The 20,673-nt window shown below is 71.8% G+C and carries 16 protein-coding genes; 9 read left to right on the plus strand and 7 right to left on the minus strand.

Translation table 11 applies throughout. From position 1 onward, the window contains the following. Positions 1 to 22 precede the first annotated feature (22 nt). The gene (locus H577_RS0108595) at positions 23 to 517 is read right to left on the minus strand and encodes a CBS domain-containing protein (RefSeq protein ID WP_051191885.1); all 495 of its coding nucleotides are present in this window, start codon (positions 515 to 517) and stop codon (positions 23 to 25) included. A gap of 158 nt (positions 518 to 675) precedes the next feature. Here H577_RS0108595 and H577_RS0108600 point away from each other — a divergent pair, with 158 nt between their 5' ends. The 3 genes from H577_RS0108600 (at position 676) to H577_RS0108610 (ending at position 3,385) form a co-directional block, all read left to right on the plus strand. After that, positions 676 to 1,122 (plus strand): carboxymuconolactone decarboxylase family protein, encoded by a 447-nt coding sequence (locus tag H577_RS0108600; protein WP_029145618.1) that lies wholly within the window; start codon positions 676 to 678, stop codon positions 1,120 to 1,122. Between the two features lie 80 nt (positions 1,123 to 1,202). Next, the gene (locus H577_RS0108605; protein WP_029145619.1) at positions 1,203 to 1,976 is read left to right on the plus strand and encodes an ABC transporter ATP-binding protein; all 774 of its coding nucleotides are present in this window, start codon (positions 1,203 to 1,205) and stop codon (positions 1,974 to 1,976) included. Next, complete coding sequence (locus tag H577_RS0108610) at positions 1,973 to 3,385, plus strand: ABC transporter permease (RefSeq protein ID WP_029145620.1); 1,413 nt, start codon at positions 1,973 to 1,975, stop codon at positions 3,383 to 3,385. The genes H577_RS0108605 and H577_RS0108610 overlap by 4 nt, the downstream gene beginning before the upstream one ends. A 219-nt stretch (positions 3,386 to 3,604) precedes the next feature. Here H577_RS0108610 and H577_RS0108615 read toward each other — a convergent pair whose 3' ends face one another. Beyond that, positions 3,605 to 4,111, minus strand: coding sequence for a hypothetical protein (locus tag H577_RS0108615; RefSeq protein ID WP_029145621.1), 507 nt, complete (start codon positions 4,109 to 4,111; stop codon positions 3,605 to 3,607). A 29-nt stretch (positions 4,112 to 4,140) separates the two neighbouring features. Between H577_RS0108615 and H577_RS0108620 the strand changes: the two genes are divergently transcribed. Beyond that, positions 4,141 to 4,755 carry a 2-phosphosulfolactate phosphatase gene (locus H577_RS0108620; protein ID WP_245570365.1) on the plus strand — a complete coding sequence of 205 codons (615 nt, stop codon included), beginning with the start codon at positions 4,141 to 4,143 and terminating at the stop codon, positions 4,753 to 4,755. 221 nt (positions 4,756 to 4,976) lie between these two features. On the opposite strand, the gene H577_RS0108630 is transcribed toward H577_RS0108620, so the two are convergent. Beyond that, on the minus strand, positions 4,977 to 5,465 hold the full coding sequence (locus tag H577_RS0108630) for a SprT-like domain-containing protein (protein ID WP_029145623.1): 489 nt from the start codon (positions 5,463 to 5,465) through the stop codon (positions 4,977 to 4,979). Between the two features lie 32 nt (positions 5,466 to 5,497). After that, a complete protein-coding gene (locus H577_RS0108635; RefSeq protein ID WP_029145624.1) occupies positions 5,498 to 6,025 on the minus strand; it encodes a hypothetical protein in 528 nt (175 codons plus the stop codon). Between the two features lie 365 nt (positions 6,026 to 6,390). Here H577_RS0108635 and H577_RS17030 point away from each other — a divergent pair, with 365 nt between their 5' ends. Further along, complete coding sequence (locus H577_RS17030; RefSeq protein ID WP_051191886.1) at positions 6,391 to 9,774, plus strand: AfsR/SARP family transcriptional regulator; 3,384 nt, start codon at positions 6,391 to 6,393, stop codon at positions 9,772 to 9,774. 164 nt (positions 9,775 to 9,938) lie between these two features. Here H577_RS17030 and H577_RS0108645 read toward each other — a convergent pair whose 3' ends face one another. From H577_RS0108645 to H577_RS0108655, 3 genes are all read right to left on the minus strand, one after another. Then, the gene (locus tag H577_RS0108645) at positions 9,939 to 10,763 is read right to left on the minus strand and encodes an ABC transporter permease (RefSeq protein ID WP_029145625.1); all 825 of its coding nucleotides are present in this window, start codon (positions 10,761 to 10,763) and stop codon (positions 9,939 to 9,941) included. After that, the gene (locus tag H577_RS0108650) at positions 10,760 to 11,764 is read right to left on the minus strand and encodes a daunorubicin resistance protein DrrA family ABC transporter ATP-binding protein (protein ID WP_029145626.1); all 1,005 of its coding nucleotides are present in this window, start codon (positions 11,762 to 11,764) and stop codon (positions 10,760 to 10,762) included. Before H577_RS0108650 ends, H577_RS0108645 begins: the two co-directional genes overlap by 4 nt. A gap of 125 nt (positions 11,765 to 11,889) precedes the next feature. Then, positions 11,890 to 12,756, minus strand: coding sequence for a spermidine synthase (locus H577_RS0108655; protein WP_029145627.1), 867 nt, complete (start codon positions 12,754 to 12,756; stop codon positions 11,890 to 11,892). A gap of 684 nt (positions 12,757 to 13,440) precedes the next feature. Here H577_RS0108655 and H577_RS0108660 point away from each other — a divergent pair. The 4 genes from H577_RS0108660 (at position 13,441) to rpoB (ending at position 20,638) form a co-directional block, all read left to right on the plus strand. Continuing rightward, on the plus strand, positions 13,441 to 14,196 hold the full coding sequence (locus H577_RS0108660; protein WP_029145628.1) for a 5-oxoprolinase subunit PxpA: 756 nt from the start codon (positions 13,441 to 13,443) through the stop codon (positions 14,194 to 14,196). A gap of 9 nt (positions 14,197 to 14,205) precedes the next feature. Further along, a complete protein-coding gene (locus H577_RS15750) occupies positions 14,206 to 16,209 on the plus strand; it encodes a 5-oxoprolinase subunit B/C family protein (protein ID WP_084516011.1) in 2,004 nt (667 codons plus the stop codon). Positions 16,210 to 16,212: 3 nt separating this feature from the next. Further along, the gene (locus tag H577_RS0108670) at positions 16,213 to 16,839 is read left to right on the plus strand and encodes a hypothetical protein (protein ID WP_029145629.1); all 627 of its coding nucleotides are present in this window, start codon (positions 16,213 to 16,215) and stop codon (positions 16,837 to 16,839) included. A gap of 304 nt (positions 16,840 to 17,143) precedes the next feature. Further along, complete coding sequence (gene rpoB, locus H577_RS0108675; protein ID WP_029145630.1) at positions 17,144 to 20,638, plus strand: DNA-directed RNA polymerase subunit beta; 3,495 nt, start codon at positions 17,144 to 17,146, stop codon at positions 20,636 to 20,638. Positions 20,639 to 20,673 lie beyond the last annotated feature (35 nt).

Consider the following 20,673-nt stretch of genomic DNA (forward strand, 5'->3'; position numbering starts at 1 on the left):
CGGCTTGTGACCGCGTGCCTCGTCAGGGACCGGGGGGCTGCTCCTGCAGCGTGAACCGGTCCTCGCTTCCCCCGCATTTCGGGCACACCAGCGGCGGGTGCGCGCCGCGGACGGTTTCTCCGCAGACGCCGCACGCCCATTCCACCATCCGGCCGACCAGGTCGGCGCGGCTGATGATCCCGACCAATCGGCCGGAGGACAACACCGGCACGCGACGGATCTGGGAACCCACCAGGATCCGTCGCACCTGCTCGATGTCGGTGTCGGTCGTGACACTGATCACGGCCGTGGTCATGATCTCGCGCGCGGTGCGACCGCTGCGGGCGAGAAGGTCGAGTTCGCTGATCAGCCCGAGCACCGTGCCCGAGCCGTCGACGACCGGCACGGCGCTGATGCGCGCCGAGGTGAGCGTCTCGGCGATGTGCGCGATGGTCGCGTCCGGACCGACCGTGATCACCGGTGCGGTCATCACCTGACCGGCTGTGATCCCGGCTGCCGAACCCGCGTGAGATGCCATGCCATCACCTTCTCGTGCCTGTATCGCAGATTATCAGTCCCGGGGGCCTGCCGCTCCCGCCCGGCGACCGTGACAATGCGGCGCGGCCCCTGCCCGCCTCGGGCGGGTGTAGACCGGAAGGGAGCGGCAAAGCGCCGTGCGCGCGGAGAGGATCGACGATGGTCAGTGAGCGGATGGTGGTGGCAAGCGCGTTCCCGGAGGGTTTCCGGGCCGTGCTCGGACTGGAGAAGGCGGTGCACACCGGACCCGTCGACGACCGGCTGATCACGCTCGTCAAACTCCGGGCGTCGCAGATCAACGGATGCGCGTACTGCATGAACATGCACGCGGGCGAGGCGCGTGCGGCGGGAGAGTCCAACCGGCGACTCGACGTGCTGCGCGCCTGGCGCGAGGTCGACGACCTGTACTCCGAGCGCGAGCGGGCGGCGCTGGCGCTGACCGAAGAGGTGACGCTCATCTCGCACGGCGGTGTGTCCGATGAGGTGTGGGATGCGGCATCCGCCGTCTTCGACGCCACCGAGATGGCGCAGCTGCTGACCGCGATCGCGACGATCAACGTGTGGAACCGGCTCGCGATCTCGACGCACCAGCAGCCCGAGGACTGACGAGGATCATCCTCGGGATGTAGACGAGAGCCGACTTCCGGCCGATGTGGGCGGGATGCGGCATCCCTAGCGTCGATGACATGCAGATCACATCGACCGAACTGGGGCTGGCCGCCCGCGTGCACCAGCTGACCAAGACCTACGGCTCGGGCGCGGGCGAGGTACGCGCCCTCGACGGCGTGACCGTCGGCATCCGGCGCGGGGAGTTCACCGCGATCATGGGGCCGTCGGGCTCGGGCAAGTCCACCCTCATGCACATCATGGCGGGCCTGGACGCGCCCAGCACCGGGCGTGCCTGGATCGGTGACACCGAGATCACCGGGCTGAGCGACCTCGAGCTGACGATTCTGCGCCGCCGCCGGGTGGGCTTCGTGTTCCAGGCGTTCAACCTGGTGCCCACCCTCGACGCGCTCGGCAACATCCTGCTGCCGTTCGACCTCGACGGGCGCCGCCCGTCGGCGCTCGAGAAGGCGCGCATCGACGGACTGATCGAGAGCCTCGGGCTGGGTGCGCGCCTGCGGCACCGGCCGCATGAGCTGTCGGGCGGCCAGCAGCAGCGGGTCGCCATCGCCCGCGCTCTGGCCACCGCGCCCGACCTGGTGTTCGCCGACGAGCCGACCGGAAACCTCGACTCGCGGTCGGGCCGCGAGGTGCTCGCGCTGCTGCGCACCGCCAGTGCCGAGCACGGACAGTCGATCGCCATGGTCACCCATGACCCGGTCGCCGCAAGCCACGCCGACCGGGTGCTGTTCCTCGGCGACGGTCGCATCGTCGCCGACAAGCCGCGGCAGAGTGCCGAAGAGATCTCGGCCTACATGCTCGCGAACGAGCTGGATGCCCGGGTGCGGGCATGAACGCCGCGTGGCTGCGCGAACGGGGCATGGGCGCGAGCATCCTGGTGTCGGCGATCTCGGCCGCGTTCGGTGTCATCCTCATCTCGGCGACCGGATACATCGCGGCGATGCTGCGGGCCGACCCGTACGTGGGCGACAGCGGCACGCTGGCGTTCGTGCTCGGGTTTCTCACGTTCGTGCTCGTCGGGGTCGCGGTGTACGTCGCGGCGATCGTCACCGCGAACACGTTCTCGACCGTCGTGGCCGGGCGCACCCGGCAGATCGCGCTGTTGCGCCTGATCGGCGCGTCGGCGCGGTCGCAGCGCGGTGAGGTCGCCCGGCAGGGCCTGATCGTGGGGACGATCGGGGCCGCGGTCGGACTGCTGGCCGGCACGGGTCTGTCCGCCGCCGGGGTGGCGGTCGCCGGGCGCGCGCTGGGTCTGCAGGACGTACCGTTCCAGCTCGTGCAGCCGATGCTCGTGGTGCCGGCCGTCGTGGTCGCGCTGACCACGTGGGCGGCGGCCTGGGCGGGGTCGCGGCGCGTGCTGACCGTGACGCCGTTGCAGGCGCTGGGTGCCACCGCCGAGGCCACCCGCGACGAGGTGGCGCGTCGCAGCGGCCGCCACGTGACGGCGATGGTGCTGTTCGCGTTCGGGGCGCTGCTGGTGGCCGGTGGCATCGTGCTCGGCCTGGTGTCGCCGCTGGGGGTCGTGGTGGCGTTCTTCGGCGGGGTGTTCTCGTTCACCGGCATCGTGCTCGGCGCGGCGCTGATCATGCCGCCGGCACTGCGGCTGGTGGGGCGGGCGTTCGGCCGGGGCGCAGTCGCGCGGCTGGCCGCCGAGAATGCGCTGCGGCATCCTGACCGGTCGAGTCGCATGGCGATCGGCGTGGTCGTCGGGGTGACGCTCGTGACGATGTTCGCCGTCGCGATGGAGTCGGCCAAGGCGGTCATGACGGCCGCCGCCGGCGGGCACCTGCCCGACGAGATGGCCACCGTGCTCGACACGTTCGCGGCGATCATGATGGGTCTGGTGGCGGTGTCGGCGGTGATCGCCGCGGTCGGCCTGGTCAACCTGCTCACGCTCGGCGTGGTGCAGCGGCGCCGCGAGCTGGGGTTGCTGCGCGCGCTGGGGCTGTCGACCGGGCAGGTGCGCCGGGTCGTGCTGCTCGAGGCCGCGCACATCACCGTGACCTCGGTGGTCGTGGGGGTGGTGCTGGGCGTCGCTTACGGCTGGGCCGGCGCGCAGTCACTGCTGGGGGCGGTGGCGGCCGACCCGAACCACGCGGCGGCGGGACTGGTGGTGCCGGCGGTGCCGTTGGCGGTGGTCGGGGTGATCGTGGCCGCGACGGCCCTGCTCACGCTGGTGGCCGCGGTGGTGCCCACCCGGCTGGCCACCCGGGTCACCCCCGTCGAGGCGCTGGCTGTGTAGGCGGCGGGACCCGGCCTGCTGGCCGCCGCTGCCTGCTGGCGCGCGTGCACAACTGCGGGGATTTTCGACGACACGCCGTGGCGGGATGCCGCGGGCCCGGCGTGTCGGTCAGGATCTCCGCCGTTGTGCACACAGGCATCCGGCCACGCCGTCACGCGGGTGCACGTCAATCGGGGTCGACGGAGCTGCCCGGGCTGGCCGCGGGGCCGAGGCCGGCCGTCACGCGGGAGGACGGCCGGCCGGGTTCGGATCGTGTGCCCACGTCGGTGCGAGCGCACGGATGCGGGCCGAGCGCCATTGCCAGATCGTCCACAGCACCGGCCACAGTGCGGGTGCGGCGGCGCCGCCGATCACCAGGCGCTCGCGCCACAGCGTGCGCGCCGGGTCGCCGGGCGCGGGACTGACCGCCATCTGGTGGTCCCACACGTCGAGGGCGGCCAGCGGCCCCGACAGCGGGATGCCGGTGTCGCGCAGGATGCGTACCCGTCGCCCGTGGTCGTCGCGGTGGATCTCGCTGATGTCGATGAGCTGGCGGCCCAGCGGCACCGGTCCGAGCGACAGTTGCACGATGGTGTCGTCGCCGGGTCGCCAGGCGGTGGGCAACCCGGCGAGCGAGTCGCGTTCGACGAACGGTCCGTCCAGTTCGGCGAGCGCCCGCGGGGAATGCAGGGCCCGCCAAGCGGCGTCGGCGTCACAATCGACCACGAGTTTCACCAGGATGCGCATGCCCCAGTGTCGCACCGTAGGCTTTCGTGGTGCTCGATCAGTCCTTCTACCAGGTGCGCCTTGACTGGGGTCGCGACGGCTTGGCCCGTTTGGCACCGGCCGACATCATCGTCGTCGTCGACGTGCTGCGGTTCAGCACGATGGCGACGGATGCCGCGGACAGCGCGCGATCGCTGCGCCTGGACGCCACCAGCTCGGTGGACGGGGTTCCGGTCGCGGCGGCGGCCGCGGCATCCGGCGCCCTCGTCGTGGCCGGCGGACTGCGCAACGCCTCGGCGGTGGCCCGATTCGTCGTGGACGAGCAGCATCGGCGTGGCGGACGGGTGAGCGTCACGGTGGTGCCGTGCGGTGAGGTCACCCGCGGCGGAGGAGCCGTGCGCTTCGCGATCGAAGACCAGCTGGGTGCCGGCGCCGTCGTCGATGCGCTGGCCCTGCTCGGCATCGACCACAGCTCTCCCGAGGCGGCGGTGGCGTGCGAAGCGTTCCGGGGACTGCGCGGCGCGGTGCGGCACCTGCTGACGGCGAGCGGCTCGGGGCAGGAACTGCTCGCGCGGGGCCTGCGCGACGATGTGCTGCATGCCGCACAGGTGGATGCCTCGTCGTCGGTGCCCGTGCTGCGGGACGGCGCGTTCGAACCGGCCTGAACCGGCCTACCGGCATGAGCCGGCGGCGGACTCGCTGCGCCGCGGCGATGCGCGCGGCGAGGGGTGTCTCTTCGTAACGAGCTATCTCGACTGACGAGCCATCCCGCTTGACGAGGCATCACGCGCATTCCGGCCGCGGACGGGCCGTACCCAGGCATCCCCGCAGTACCGAGGCATCCCGCGCCGTACCGTGGCATCCCCGTCCGGCGCTGTCCCGCGCCCTACCGCGGCGTCATTGCGGCGAGCCGGGCCGCCGGGGTGATCTCGCGGCGGCGCCATCGGAACAGGTACCGCTCGTCGAACCGTGGCGCGCACCGCACGCACGAGGTCGGCCGCGTCGGGCGTCTGTGCCGGTAGGCGACATGCCCGGCCGGGCAGGTGCCCACCCACGGCGCGAGCTCGACCGCCGTCTCGCCGTTGTGGGTGGTGCCGCCGACGTAGCCGAGGTCGCGGGCCGTGCGCTTCCATGCCGGGCCGTGGCCCGCGGCCGGTCCGGCCAGCGCGTGCGCGACCTCGTGCAGCAGCGTCTGATGGTTGGTGTCGTCGTCGTATCGCGCGGCCAGGTACCGCGAGACGCTGATGCGCTTGTGCGTGTAGTTGCACAGTCCGGCCCGTCGCTTCGCGTTGTCGAACGCGAACGACCACGACGGGTCGAGATGGAGCGCGATCAGCGCGTCGGCCCAGGCGCGCACTCTCTGCAGATCGGACATGCGACGACGCTAGAACATACCTACGACATCGCTCAGACGGCGATGGATGCCTCGGCGCGCCGCCGCTCGGCGGCGTCGACCGCGAGCAGCGTCGACTGCAGCTGGTCTTCCGGGGCACCGGACTCTTGGCGCAGGAACAGTGCGCGCTTGAAGTCGGCCCGTGCCGACTCGTAATCCTCGGCATCGTACGAGGTCTTGCCGCGATGCTGGTAGGCGAAAGCGGCGATGCCGGCCCATCCCTGCCCCTCGGCCTCTTCGGCGCACGTGGTCAGCTCGGCGAGCGCGGCGGCGTACGACCCGCGGAACTGCAGCACGGTCGCGTGCAGGATGCGTGCCCGCAGCAGATCGCGCCGGGTGCCCGCCATCCGTGCCTGGCGGACGGCATCCTCGGCCACCTCGAGCGCCTCGTCCAGCCGGTCGAGCACCTTCAGCAGCCACACCCGTTCGAGCAGGGCCGGGATGCTGCGCTGCCCGCCGATCTCGTCGAGCCGTTCCTGGCACTGCCGTAGGTCGACGATCTCGCGCAGGGTCTCGGGGTCGTATCCCTTGATATAGCTCACCGTCGACTCCTTTCGCGCGTGTCCATCCAGTGTGCATGAGGTGTCTGCGTGCCCGCCGGGGACGCGCCGGGGTCGTGCCGACGACCGCCGTGAGGCGTCCGCATCCCTGCTCGATCACGCGCCGGCGCGGCACCCGCATCCCGGCTCCGACGCCCGTCGTTCCGGCGTCCGTCACACGACTGCGCCACGTCGCGGCGACGGCGCCGTCGATCTGTGGCGCAGTCGCCGATTCCTGGCGCAGTCGTGGTGCGCGCAGTCGTGGTGTGTGCGATTGTGTGGTGCGCGACCCGCCCGCACGACCCGCCCGCACGACCCGCCCGCGCGACGCAGCCGCGCGACCCGCCCGCGCGTCCTAGGCTCGATCCGTGCCTTCGCTGCGCGTGTGCGTGCTCGGGCCGGTGACGATCATCGGCCCCGACCCGATCGACCTGGTCGGGACGAACGCGCGCGCGCTCGTGGCATCCCTCGCCCTCGACGCCCCCGCCGCCCGCAGTGCCGACGCCGTCGCCGACGACGTCTGGGGTGACGACCTGCCGCAGAACCCCCGCGCGGCGCTGCAGACCCTGGTCTCGCGGGTGCGGGCCGCCGCCGGCGCCGACATCGTGCGCAGCACGCCGGGCGGGTACGCGCTCGGCGACGCCGACACCGACCTGTCCGTCGCCCGCGCCCTGCTCGACGCCGCCGATCGCACCGCCCACCACGCCACAACCCACCACAGCACCGCCCACGACGGCGCTGCCCACCACGACGCCGCCCACCACGTCCCCGGTCCGGTCGCCGATGACGGGCCCGGCGACGACGACCCCGCTGCCCGCGTCGCGCTGCTCGACGAGGCGCTCGCGCTGTGGCGCGGCGAGCCCGGGGTCGACCTCGACCCCCGGCCCGTGGGCCAGGCGGTACGGGATGCCGCAGCCGCCGTGCGCGCCAGGCTCGAAGCATCCCGTGCCCACGCCCTGGCCGCCGCCGGCCGGCTGGCCGATGCCGCCCGGGCGCTCGCCGACCTGGCCGCGGCCCGGCCCTTCGACGAGGCCGTGCACGCCGAGCTGATGTCGGCGCTGGCCGCGGCCGGCCGTACCGGCGAGGCGCTCGCAGTCTTCGCCGCGCTGCGCACGCGTCTGCGCGAGCAGCTCGGCACCTCGCCGGGCGCACAGGTCACCGAGCTCAACGCCCGGCTGCTGCGCACCGGCGCCGGGCGCGGCCGGGTGCGCATCGGCCTGCAGGCCGCGCCGAACGCGCTGCTCGGCCGCGATGCCGATCTCGCGGCGGTCACCGATCTGCTGACTCACGCCCGCGTGGTCACGATCCTCGGCACGGGTGGTCTGGGCAAGACCCGGCTCGCACAGGCGCTCGCAGCCGCTGCCGACGACCCGGCGGTCGCGGTCGTGCCGCTGGCCGGGGTGCGCGCCGACGACGACGTGCCCGCGGCGATCGCTGCCGCGCTCGGAGTGAGCGAGGCCTCGCCCGGCGGGCGCCTGGCCGACGTGCGTGCCCGCCCCGACCTGCGCGCCCGCGTCGTGGGCCTGCTCGCCGAGCAGCCGACACTGCTCGTGCTCGACAACTGCGAGCAGGTGGTCGACGGGGTGGCATCCTGGGTCGCCGACATGCTCGGCGCCGTGCCGTCGCTGCACGTGCTCACCACCAGCCGCACGCCGCTGTCCCTGGCCGCCGAGGCGGTGTATCCGCTCGCCCCGCTCGAGCTGGGCGAGGGCACGGATGCCACGGCCCCGGCCGTACAGCTGTTCGTCGAGCGCGCGCACGCCGTGCGACCGGGCGCATCGCTGCCGCGGGACGAGGTCGCCCGGCTGTGCGCGCACCTGGACGGACTGCCACTGGCGATCGAACTGGCGGCGGCCCGGGTGCGCACGATGACCACGCGGCAGATCGAAGAGCGGCTCACCGACCGGTTCGCGTTGCTGACCACCGGTGACCGGGCCGCGCCCGCCCGCCACCGCACGCTCGAAGCCGTGATCGGCTGGAGCTGGGATCTGCTGGACGAACCTGCCCGCCGGGCGATGGCGACGCTGTCGGTGCTGCCCGACGGGTTCGCCGCCGACGTGGCCGCGGCCGTGCTCGAAGAACCGGTCGACGACGTGCTCGACCGGCTGGTCTCGCAGTCGCTGCTGCTGGTGGTCGAGCAGCCCGGTGGCCAGGTGCGGTTCCGGATGCTCGAGACCATCCGCGAGTTCGCCCTCGCCCGCCTCGGTGATCAAGATGCACAGGGCCGCAGCGACCCAATCGGCGACGGAGTCGACGCCCGCCCCGGCGACGAACCCGCCGAGCACCCCGGCACCGCCGAGCACCGCGGCGATGGAAGCGCCGGGGCCGACGCCGCGTGGCGTCGGGTCACGCACTGGGCGCGCGATTTCGCCACGGCCTGGCTCGGTTCGGCGTTCCACCGCGACGTGCACGCGCGGGTGCGGGTCGAGCACGACAACCTCATCGCCGTGCTGCACCACGCGATCGACCGAGAAGACGATGCGACCACGGTGCTGCTGTTCGCCCTGCTCGGGCAGACCTGGATGGTGCAGGGGGCGTTCACCGAGATGACGGCGTTCGCCCCCGCGGCGTTCGCCGCGCTGCCGCGCGTGGAAGACGACGAGGTGCCGGCCGAGGCGCTGGTGACGACGTTGATCTTCGCGATCTTCATGACCCAGGCCGAGGCCGGTGTGTCCTCGGGGCGGCTGATCGCCCGGGTCCGCATGCTGCGACGTCGGAACCGACAGATGGATCCGCTGTTCGCCGCCGTCGCCGACGGGCTGCTCGCGGTGGTCGTCGCCGGCATGGGCCACGACCGCGCCGAGGTCGGCCGCGCGCTGCACGAACTGTGCACCTCGCCCGACCGGTCGCGCCGCCTGGTCGGCGACACGCTCCTGTCGCAGTGGGCCGAGAACGAGGGACAGCCGCAGGTCGCACTCGACGCAGGGCGACGGGTCTGGCAGGCCGCGCACGGCACCGAGTCCGAGTGGTTCGCGACGATGTCGGCCGCATCCATCGCCCAGCTGGCCAGTCAGACCGCCCAGCCCGCGCTCGCCCTGGAGTGGCTCGACCGCGCCGACGAGGGATACCGGCTGTTCGGCGCCGAAGAACAGCAGCGGCAGCAGGCCTGGCTGCGTGCGTCGAACCTGCTCGCGCTCGGCGACGTCGAGTCGGCGCGGCGCATCTTCGACGACCTGGCGGTGGCGACCGAACTCACCGAGGACGGACTGGAAGCGGCATCCATCGGCCTCTACGGCCTCGCCGAGATCGCGCGAGGTCAGGGGCGGAAGGATGCCGCGGCCACCCTGTTCGCGCGGTCGCTGAGCCGGTTCGGCACGGCGTTCCAGCGCGGATCGCCGTGGTACCTGATGGCCCTGGCAGGCATGCTGTCGGCGGCGGTGTTCGACGACCTGTTCTCGGCGGTGTGGCGGGCCGACAAGGCGCGGCGACTGCGCACGCGGGCGATCGCGGTGACGCGGCTGCGGCCCGACATGGCCGATCATCCGGTGCTCGGCACCGTGCTGATGGGCTGGTCGGCCTGGGCGGTCGGTGAGACCGGCCTGCGCGAGCAGGGCCTTGCGGCGTTGGCGCTCGGTCAGCGGCTGGCTGCCCGGCAGGACCTGCTCAGCCTGCACTGGCAGACCCACCGCGACCACGCGGCCGGGCTCATCGGTGCCGACGCGGTCGCGGCGGCCGAGGCCGAGGCATCCGCTCTGCCGCATGACGGGCTGATCGAGCGGGCGGTGCGCCTGCTGCGCGCGGTCGGTCACTGAGCGCCGCACGCGCGGTCACGGCCGGCACGTCGGTGCGGCACGGCCGCGAGGCGAGCGCTGAGCGCCAGCACGGCGCCGACGCGTCCCCCGACAGGTGTGACGAACGGGACGGATGCGGCATCCCGGTGCCACATCCGTCCCGTTCATCCGGAGTTCTGACCGGCTCAGGCCTTGCGCATGTACGCGCGCACCGTCAGCGGGGCGAACACCGCGACGATCACGGCCGCGCCCAGCAGGGTCACCCACACGTCGCCGGTGACGGCGCCGTTGTTGGCGATCTCGCGCACGGCGGTGACCAGGTGCGAGACCGGGTTGATGTTCACGAACCACTGCAGCCACTGCGGCATCGTCGACGGGTCGACGAACGCGTTCGAGAAGAACGTGAGCGGGAACAGGATGAGCATCGAGATGCCCTGCACACTCGACGCGGTGCGGGCGACGACCCCGAAGAACGCGAAGATCCAGCTGATCGCCCACGAGCACACCACGACCAGCAGCCCCGCGAGCACGACGTTGCCGATGCCACCGGCGGGGTGGTAGCCCATCACGAACCCCATCACGAACGTGAGCGTGGTGGCGATCGCGTACCGGATGGTGTCGGCCAGCAGCGCCCCCGACAGCGGCGCGATGCGCGCGATCGGCAGTGAACGGAACCGGTCGAACACGCCCTTGTCCATGTCTTCGCGCAGCTGGGTGCCGGTGACCACCGAGGTGGTGATGACGGTCTGCACCAGGATGCCGGGGATCAGTGTCGGCAGGTAGTCCTGCACGTTGCCGGCCAGCGCCCCGCCGAACAGGAACGCGAACATCAGCGTGAAGATGATCGGCTGCACCGTGACGTCGACGAGCTGTTCGGGCGTGCGGCGGATCTTCACGAGCCCCCGGTACGCCATGGTGAACGTGTTCTGCAGCGTCTGCTGCAGGCTGGTGCGGTTCGACAGGCGTCGCTTCGACGCCGGGACGATCGGGGTGGCGGTGACCACGCTCATGCCGGCACCTCCTCCTTCTGCTGCTTCTGTTGCTTCTGTTGCGCGGCCTGGTCGGCCGCGTCGTGTCCGGTGATGGTCAGGAACACCTCGTCGAGCGTCGGCTTCTGCACACTCATCTCGGTGAGGTGGATGCCCGCCTCGCGCAGCCCGATCAGCAGGTCGGCGACACGGTCGGCGTCGGCCATGGGCGCGGTGAGCCGGGATGCCTCGGGCGACACCGTCGCACGCACCCCGAGCACCCGGTGGATCGACTCGAGGGCCTCGGCGGTGTCGGCCGGGTCGGCCAGGCGCAGCTGCAGGCTCGAGGTGCCCACTGAGGCCTTCAGCTCGTCGGCGGTGCCCTCGGCGATGACCCGGCCGTGGTCGATGACCGCGATGCGGTCGGCGAGCTGGTCGGCCTCGTCGAGGTACTGCGTGGTCAGCAGCACCGTCGAGCCGGTGGCGACGAGCTCGCGGATGGTGTCCCACATCTGTCCGCGGGTGCGGGGGTCCAGGCCCGTGGTCGGCTCGTCGAGGAAGATGAGCGGAGGCTGGGCGAGCAGGGATGCCGCCAGGTCGAGGCGTCGTCGCATGCCGCCGGAGAAGTTCTTCAGGGGCTTGCGTGCGGCATCGGTCAGGCCGAACCGCTCGAGAAGGTCGGCGGACTTGGTGCGGGCATCGGCGCGGGACAGGCCGAGCAGTCGCGCGAAGATCATGAGGTTCTCGGTGGCCGAGAGCGTCTCGTCGACCGACGCGAACTGACCGGTCACCCCGATCAGCTGGCGCACGATCTGCGCGGAGTGGACGACATCGTGCCCGAACACGCGGGCCGTGCCGCCGTCGGGACGCATGAGCGTGGCGAGCATGTTGATGGTCGTGGTCTTTCCGGCGCCGTTGGGGCCGAGCACGCCGTAGACGGTGCCGGTGCGCACCCGCAGGTCGACACCGTCGACCGCACGGTTGGTTCCGAACACCTTCACGAGCGCATCGGCCTCCACGGCCCAGTCGGTGGAAGTTGTCATGCGACCAGCATCCGGGCCCCGACTTTCGTCGCCCTGTCGTCTACCTGTCGTCCGCTTTCACCGCGTTTCACCGCGCGAGTTGCACCGCCGGTCACGCGCGAGGTGCACCGCGGGTGACCCGACGGCTACCGCTCGAACAGCGACGTGTTCGGCTTCGGCGAGGGCGAGGCCGTGGCATCCGTCACCGGCGTCAGCCGCCCGCAGAACTCGTCGATCTCGTGGCCCTGCGCGACCTTCGCCGGGTGCGGTCCGGCGGCCATCAGCCGCGGCAGCCACTGCGTGGGCAGCGGGGCCGCGGAGGCTGCGACCACCAGGTTGCCGAAGCGGCGACCCTTGAGCGTCTGCACCTCGGCGAGCACGATCACATGCTCGAGCACCGCGCGCACGGTGGCGACCTGCCGCCGCGCGAAGGCGAGCCCGGCGCCGTCGGCGACGTTGACCAGCAGCACGCCGTGCGGGGCGAGCAGGTGGGATGCCTCGGTGTAGAACTCGATGCTCGTCAGGTGTGCGGGGGTCTGCGCGCCGGCGTAGACGTCCGAGACGACGAGGTCGACATTGCCCGTCAGGGGTGCGGGCAGCCGGGCGATCCCGGCGCGGGCGTCGCCGATGCGCACCCGGATGCCGGAGTTCTTGGGCAACGGGAGCTGTTCGCGCACCAGGTCCCACAGCGGCTGCTCGAGCTCGATCACCTGCTGGCGCGAACCCGGGCGGGTGTGTGCGATGTAGCGGGGGATCGTGAGCGCCCCGCCGCCCAGGTGCACCGCCGTCAACGGCTGACCCGGCAGCCGCAGCTGGTCGATCACCGCGCCCATGCGGGCGACGTACTCGAAGTGCAGGTGGGCGGGGTCGTCGAGGTCGACGTGCGACTGCGGGGTCTCGCCGATCATCAGCTCGTACCCGGTCGTGTACGGGCTCGGCACGACGCGGGCGATCGACCCGTCGCCCAGACGGGCGTGCGGCACGTCGAGGGGTTCCCGCCGTGCCCGCGCCATGGCGTCCACGGTATCGGGTTCGGGTGGGCGGGTGCCGGGCCTGGGCGCGCGCAGGCAGACACAACTGCGGGGATCTTCGCCGACACGCCGGGCCTGTGGCATCCGTCATCGGCGTGTCGCACAGAATCCCCGCAGTTGTGCACGAGCGCAGGGGAGCGGGCACGGACTCGGGCGCGTGCACCGGACCCGGGCCGGCCCCGTGGCCGTGGACGTTCCCGGCGCCCACAGGCGGACACAACTGCGGGGATTTTCGCCGACACGCCGGGCCTGCGGCATCCGTCATCGGCGTGTCGCACAGAATCCCAGTTGTGCACGGGCGCAGGTGGAGCGGGCACCGGCCCTGGGCCGGCCCGCGGTTGTGCTCGTGTCTCGGGTCGGCTCCGCGGCCCTGCACGTGCCCGGTCCCGGCGCGCGCAGGCGGACACAACTGCGGGGATTTTCGCCGACACGCCGTGCCTGTGGCATCCGTCATCGGCGTGTCGCACAGAATCCCCGCAGTTGTGCACGGGCGCAGGTGAGCGAGCAATGGCCCCGGGTCGGCCCAGCGGCCGTGCACACGTGCAGGTGGAGCAAGCACCGGCTCCGGGTCGGCCCCGCAGCCGTGCACGTGTCTCGGGTCGGCCCGGCGGCCGCGCGTGCCCGGTCCCGAAGCCCGCCGCCGCCCGCGGCGCTACCGTTGAGCACATGGATGCGATCGACCTCAACGCCGACCTCGGCGAGACGGTCGACGGTACGCCGACGGCCGACGACGAGGCGATGTTCGCGGTGATCTCCAGCGCCAGCATCGCCTGCGGCGGGCATGCCGGCGACGCCGTGTCGATGCGTGCCGCGGTCGAACGGTCGCAGCGCACGGGCGTCGCGATCGGCGCCCACCCCGCCTACCCCGACCGCGTCGGATTCGGGCGCACCTTCGTGCCGATGCCGCCGTCCGAGCTGCACGCCGTCATCGCCGCGCAGCTGTCGGCGTTGGCCGCCGCCGGCGCCGACATCCGCTACGTCAAGCCGCACGGCGCGCTGTACCACGCGGCCGGAGCCGACCCGGCGCAGGCGGCCGCACTGGTGCGCGCGGTCGCCGACCTCAGCGAGCGTGCCGGTCGCGCGATCCCGGTGCTGGCCCTCGGCGACGCGCTCGCCGAGGCGACGGATGCCGCCGGCCTCCTGTTCTTCCGTGAGGCGTTCCTCGATCGTGGTTATCGTGCCGACGGCCGCCTCGTCCCGCGTGGAGAGCCGGGCGATCTCGTCCACGACGCCGCCGTCGCCGCGGCCCGGGCGGTGCGGCTCGCGCAGCGTGGCGAGGTCGAGGCCGTCGACGGAACCGTGGTCCGCGTGGATGCGGCATCCTTCTGCCTGCACGGCGACACACCCGAGTCCGTCGCGCTCGCGCGGGCGGTGCGCCAGGCGCTGCGCACCGCCGACGTGGCCGTCGCCGCGCCGTGGTGAGGGCCCGTGATGCGCATCCTCCCGTTCGGTGACCGCGCCCTGCTCGTCGAGGTCGCGCCGGATGACGCCCGCCCGGGCGAGGCGGTGCTGCGCGGGGCTCGTGTGGGGGAGACGGTGCTGCGCGAGCCCGGCTCGGGCGAGGCGGCGCGGCCCGCGGTCGTCACGGGTAAGGCGGTGCTGCGCGAGCCCGGCTCGGACGAGGCCGCGCGGCCCGCGGTGCGGCCGAGCGAGGCTGCGCCCGACGTGCCCGGGCGGCCCGGGGTGCTTCCCGCAGTCGTCCCGGACGAGGCCGCGCCGCCCGGGGTCCGCCCGAGCGACGTTGCGCCCGACGTGCCCGGGCCCGGCGGCGGGCGACCGCCGCGTGATGCGCGGCCCGGGGCGACGGATGCCACCCGCCTTCCGATCGCGCAGGTGCTCGCCCTGCACGCCCGGCTCGAGGCATCCCGCCCCCGCGGAGTCGTCGACCTGGTGCCCGCCGCCCGCACCGTGCTGGTGCGCGTCGATCCGGCGGTGCTGCAGCTGTCGGCCGCGCGCGCCTGGGTCGAGGCGGCCGCCGCCGAGCAGACGGCCGTGCCCGCCCGGCCGGCGCGCGAGGTCGCGCTCGACGTCGTGTACGACGGTCCCGACCTGATCGGGGTCGCCGCGCTGCTCGGCATCGACGCCGACACGCTCGTGCGCCGGCACACCGCCACGACCTGGACGGTCGCGTTCACCGGGTTCGCGCCCGGTTTCGGGTACCTGGTCGGCGACGACTGGCCATACGACGTGCCGCGGCTTCGCAGTCCACGCACCCGTGTGCCAGCCGGCGCGGTCGGGCTCGCGGGGGCGTTCAGCGGGGCGTATCCGCGACCGACCCCCGGCGGCTGGCAATTGATCGGCACGACCGACGCAGTGCTGTTCGACGCGGATGCCGCCGACCCGGTGCTGTTGGTTCCCGGCACGCGTGTGCGGTTCCGCGCGACCGGGGCCGCCCCCGCCGCGCCCCTCGCCGCGCCCGCCAGCGCCACGCCCACCCCCGCGGCCGCCCGTGCCATTCCCGCGAAAGTGCTTCTGACGGACGAGAGTGCGGGTACAACCCGCTCCTTCGTCCGTCAGAAGCACTCTCGCCGACCGGACGGGGCGGCGGAGCCGCCTCGCAACGTGGCCGCAGCGTTCGAGGTGCGCGAGCCGGGGCTGTCGGCCACCGTGCAGGACCTCGGCCGCCCGGGGCGCGCGGCCGAAGGCATCGCCGCATCCGGCGCGCTCGACCGCGGCGCACTGCGCGCCGCCAACCGCATCGTGGGCAACCGCGAAGACGCCGCAGGCATCGAGATCACGATGGGCGGGTTCTGCGCCGTTGCCGAACGCGATCTGTGGATCGCGGTCACCGGCGGGTGGGGACCGATCCGCATCGACGGGCACGACGTCGACCCGTGGCAGCCCGTGCGGTGGCCGGTGGGCGCCGTGCTGCACATCGACTGGCTCACCCACGGCGCCCGCGCCTACCTGGCCGTGCGCGGCGGGGTCGCCGTCGGCGAGGTCGCCGGATCGTGCGCGACCGACACCCTCGCCGGCCTCGGCCCCGACCCGTTGCACGCGGGCCGGCGCCTGGCGACCGGCCACGCGGCATCCGGCCCCGTACCGCCGGCCGAACCGGTGATGGCGGCCGCACCCGGCGACGACCTCGAGATCGCCCTGGCGCCGGGGCCCCGCGCCGATCGGTTCACCGACGCGGCCCGGGCCGCGCTGTTCGAGGCGGTGTGGACGGTCACCGACCACGCCGACCGGGTCGGCATCCGCCTCGACGGCCCGGTGCTCGACCGCGTCGAAACGGCCGAGCTCGCCAGCGAGGGCATGGTGCCCGGCGCGCTCCAGGTGCCGCCCGACGGCCGCCCGGTAATCCTCATGGCCGACGGCCCGGTCACCGGCGGGTATCCGGTCATCGCAGTGGCGACGGATGCCGCTCTCGACGCGCTCGCGCAGGCTCGGCCGGGATGTCGGATCCGGTTCCGCCACGCCCGACCGCCCCACTGAGCTTTGGGTCTGCTGTGGGTCTGTTTACACTCGGGAGATGTCTCGTCTGCGTTCTTCCGCCGTCCCGTCCTGACCGCCTCGCTGCTGCTGACCGGTTGCGCCTCGTTCCAGGGGGCCTCCGACGGCGGATCCGACAAGGGCTCCGACACCACGGGCGCGTCGACCCCGACGGTCGCACCCGCCACCGGTGAGAAGGTCACCGGCGACGGCTATTCGTTCACCGTGCCCGAGGGATGGGGCTTCCCCGAGCAGGGGGTGCCCGGCCAGACCGCGAAGACCTTCGCCGCCGATCTCACCGACGACGACGGCTTCGCCGACAACGTGAACGTGCTCGCTTCGCCGGCCGGCAAGCTCACGGCCGAGCAGATCGAGTCGCTGGGCGTGAAGGAGCTGAAGAACAGCGGTGTCGCCAAGGTCGACGTGCTGGGCCGCGTCACGATCGCCGGCTCTCCGTCGCCGCACCTGAGCGCCGACTTCTCGACGCGGGGCATCGACTACCGCATCGACCAGTACTACGCGACGAACGACACCCAGACGTACGTGGTGACGTTCTCGTCGAGCCGCTCGGTCTCGCAGGCCGACCGCGACGCCCGTGCCGAGTCGGTGCTGGCCACCTGGGCCTGGAACTGACCCCCGGCTCCGGGCGGGTCCGATCCGTGAAAGACGGGTGCGGATGCGGGTTATACCGCAGGATCTGAAACTCGTCAAGGATCGGGCTGGACATGGCGCGTCGCGCGTCGTATAGTAGGTAGTTGCGCTCTGGTTCTCCCTGCCTTCATATGGTGGTCGGCGGTGCCTGCGTGCCCCCGCCTGACCCGATGGACTCCTGCGAGCATCCGAATGGGCGGCGATGTGAGGCGCGCAGCGGGGATCCGAGCACGCCATCCGTCGACAAGGAACCGAAGCCCGCCCCGGGCTCATGGAGGTTATCCCCTTGGCTGCTGCGCCCAACGCATCCACCACCACCCCCAAGAACGGCCGCGGAGCATCCCGCCTCTCGTTCGCCAAGATCTCCGACACGCTGACCGTCCCCGACCTGCTCGCGTTGCAGACGGAGTCGTTCGACTGGCTCATCGGCAACGACGCGTGGAAGGCGCGCGTCGCCGAGGCGAAGGCAGCCGGTCGCAACGACGTGCCCGAGCACAGCGGACTCGAGGAGATCTTCGAGGAGATCTCGCCGATCGAAGACCTCAGCGAGACCATGCAGCTGAGCTTCACCAACCCGTACCTCGAGCCCGAGAAGTACTCCATCGAGGAGTGCAAGGAGCGCGGCAAGACGTATGCGGCCCCGCTGTACGTCGAGGCCGAGTTCATGAACCACCAGACCGGTGAGATCAAGACCCAGACCGTCTTCATGGGCGACTTCCCGCTGCAGACCGACAAGGGCACGTTCATCATCAACGGCACCGAGCGTGTCGTGGTCTCGCAGCTGGTGCGCTCGCCGGGCGTCTACTTCGACAAGACCCCCGACAAGACCAGCGACAAAGACATCGTCTCGGCCCGCATCATCCCCAGCCGCGGCGCCTGGCTCGAGTTCGAGATCGACAAGCGCGACCAGGTGGGCGTGCGCATCGACCGCAAGCGCAAGCAGTCCGTCACCGTGTTCCTGAAGGCCCTGGGCCTTTCCAGCGAAGACATCCTGAACGAGTTCGCCGGCTTCGAGTCCATCGAGGACACGCTGAGCAAGGACACCATCCTCACCAAGGAGGACGCGCTCCGCGACATCTACCGCAAGCTGCGCCCGGGCGAGCAGGTGGCCGCCGAGGCCGCCCGCGCGCTGCTGGACAACTTCTACTTCAACCCGAAGCGCTACGACCTCGCCAAGGTCGGCCGGTTCAAGATCAACCAGAAGCTGGGCCTTGAGGCCCCGCTGTCCGACTCGGTGCTGACCGTCGACGACATCGTCGCGACCATCAAGTACCTGGTGCGCCTGCACCGCGGCGACGTCACCTTCACCGGCCGTCGCGGCGGCAAGGACGTCGAGATCCGCCTGGACACGGACGACATCGACAACTTCGGCAACCGTCGCATCCGCGCGGTCGGCGAGCTCATCCAGAACCAGGTGCGCACCGGCCTGTCGCGCATGGAGCGCGTCGTGCGCGAGCGCATGACCACGCAGGACATCGAGGCGATCACGCCGCAGACCCTGATCAACGTGCGCCCCGTCGTGGCCGCGATCAAGGAGTTCTTCGGCACCTCGCAGCTGTCGCAGTTCATGGACCAGAACAACCCGCTCGCGGGCCTGACCCACAAGCGCCGCCTGTCGGCGCTGGGCCCCGGCGGTCTGTCGCGTGAGCGCGCCGGCGTCGAGGTGCGCGACGTGCACCCGTCGCACTACGGCCGGATGTGCCCGATCGAGACCCCGGAAGGCCCGAACATCGGCCTGATCGGCTCGCTCGCCTCGTTCGCCCGCATCAACGCGTTCGGCTTCATCGAGACGCCGTACCGCCGCGTCGTCGACGGCAAGGTCACCGACCAGATCGACTACCTCACCGCCAGCGAAGAGAACGACTACATCGTCGCGCAGGCCGGTGCCGAGCTCGACCGCAACGGAAAGTTCGTACAGGACCGCGTGCTGGCCCGTCGCGGGCAGGGTGGCGAGGTCGACCTGTTCCACGTCGAAGACATCGGCTACATGGATGTCTCGCCCCGTCAGATGGTGTCGGTCGCGACATCCCTCATCCCGTTCCTCGAGCACGACGACGCGAACCGCGCGCTGATGGGCGCGAACATGCAGCGCCAGGCCGTGCCGCTGCTGCGCAGCGAGTCGCCCGTGGTCGGCACCGGCATGGAGGGCTACACCGCGATCGACGCCGGTGACGTCATCACCGCCCAGAACGCCGGCGTGGTGCTCGAGGTGTCGGCCGACAAGGTGACGGTGCAGCTGGATGCCGGTGGTGTCCAGGAGTACTACCTGCGCAAGTTCGACCGCTCGAACCAGGGCACCTGCTACAACCAGCGCGTCATCGTCTCGGCGGGCGACCGCATCGAGGTCGGCGAGGTCATCGCCGACGGCCCGGCCACCGAGAACGGCGAACTGGCGCTCGGCAAGAACCTGCTCGTCGCGTTCATGACGTGGGAGGGCTACAACTACGAGGACGCGATCATCCTCAGCCAGAACCTGGTGAAGGACGACACCCTCTCGTCGATCCACATCGAGGAGTACGAGGTCGACGCCCGCGACACCAAGCTCGGCAAGGAAGAGATCACCCGCGACCTGCCGAACGTGAGCCCCGACCTGCTCAAGGACCTCGACGAGCGCGGCATCGTCCGCATCGGCGCCGAGGTGCGACCCGGCGACATCCTCGTCGGCAAGGTCACCCCGAAGGGCGAGACCGAGCTGAGTGCCGAGGAGCGCCTGCTGCGCGCCATCTTCAACGAGAAGAGCCGTGAGGTGCGCGACACCTCGCTGAAGGTTCCGCACGGCGAAGAGGGCACCATCATCGCGGTCAAGGAGTTCAACGCCGAAGAGGGCGACGACGAACTCGGCAACGGCGTGAACCGCCGGGTCGTGGTCTACATCGCCCAGAAGCGCAAGATCACCGCCGGTGACAAGCTCGCCGGCCGTCACGGCAACAAGGGTGTCATCGCCCGCATCCTGCCCGTCGAGGACATGCCGTTCCTCGCCGACGGCACGCCGGTCGACGTGATCCTGAACCCGCTGGGCATCCCGGGCCGCATGAACTTCGGCCAGGTGCTCGAGACCCACCTGGGCTGGATCGCCAAGACCGGCTGGAAAGTCGAGGGCAACCCGGAGTGGGCGGCCGAGCTGCCCGACGTCGCCCGCGAGGCGGCCCCGGGCACCAAGGTGGCCACCCCGGTGTTCGACGGCGCCCACGAAGACGAGATCGCGGGTCTGCTCGACTCCACCCTGCCCACCCGCGACGGCGACCGCCTGATCGACGGTACCGGCAAGACGATCCTGTACGACGGGCGCAGCGGCGAGCCGTTCCCCGCCCCGATCTCGGTCGGCTACATGTACATCCTGAAGCTGCACCACCTGGTCGACGACAAGATCCACGCCCGTTCCACCGGCCCGTACTCGATGATCACCCAGCAGCCGCTCGGTGGTAAGGCGCAGTTCGGCGGTCAACGCTTCGGCGAGATGGAGGTGTGGGCCCTCGAGGCCTACGGCGCCGCCTACGCGCTGCAGGAGCTGCTCACGGTCAAGTCCGACGACATCCTCGGCCGCGTCAAGGTGTACGAGGCGATCGTGAAGGGCGAGAACATCCCCGAGCCGGGGACGCCCGAGTCGTTCAAGGTGCTCATGAAGGAGATGCAGTCGCTCTGCCTGAACGTCGAGGTGCTCTCGGCCGACGGCACCGCGGTGAACCTGCGTGACACGGATGACGAGGCCTTCCGCGCGGCGGAAGAGCTCGGCATCAACATCTCCAGCCGGTTCGAGTCCTCGTCCATCGACGAGATCTGACCCAGGCCGCTCAACAGCAGATTTCACAAGGCACA

Source organism: Microbacterium luticocti DSM 19459, assembly GCF_000422405.1.
Taxonomy (GTDB): domain Bacteria; phylum Actinomycetota; class Actinomycetes; order Actinomycetales; family Microbacteriaceae; genus Microbacterium; species Microbacterium luticocti.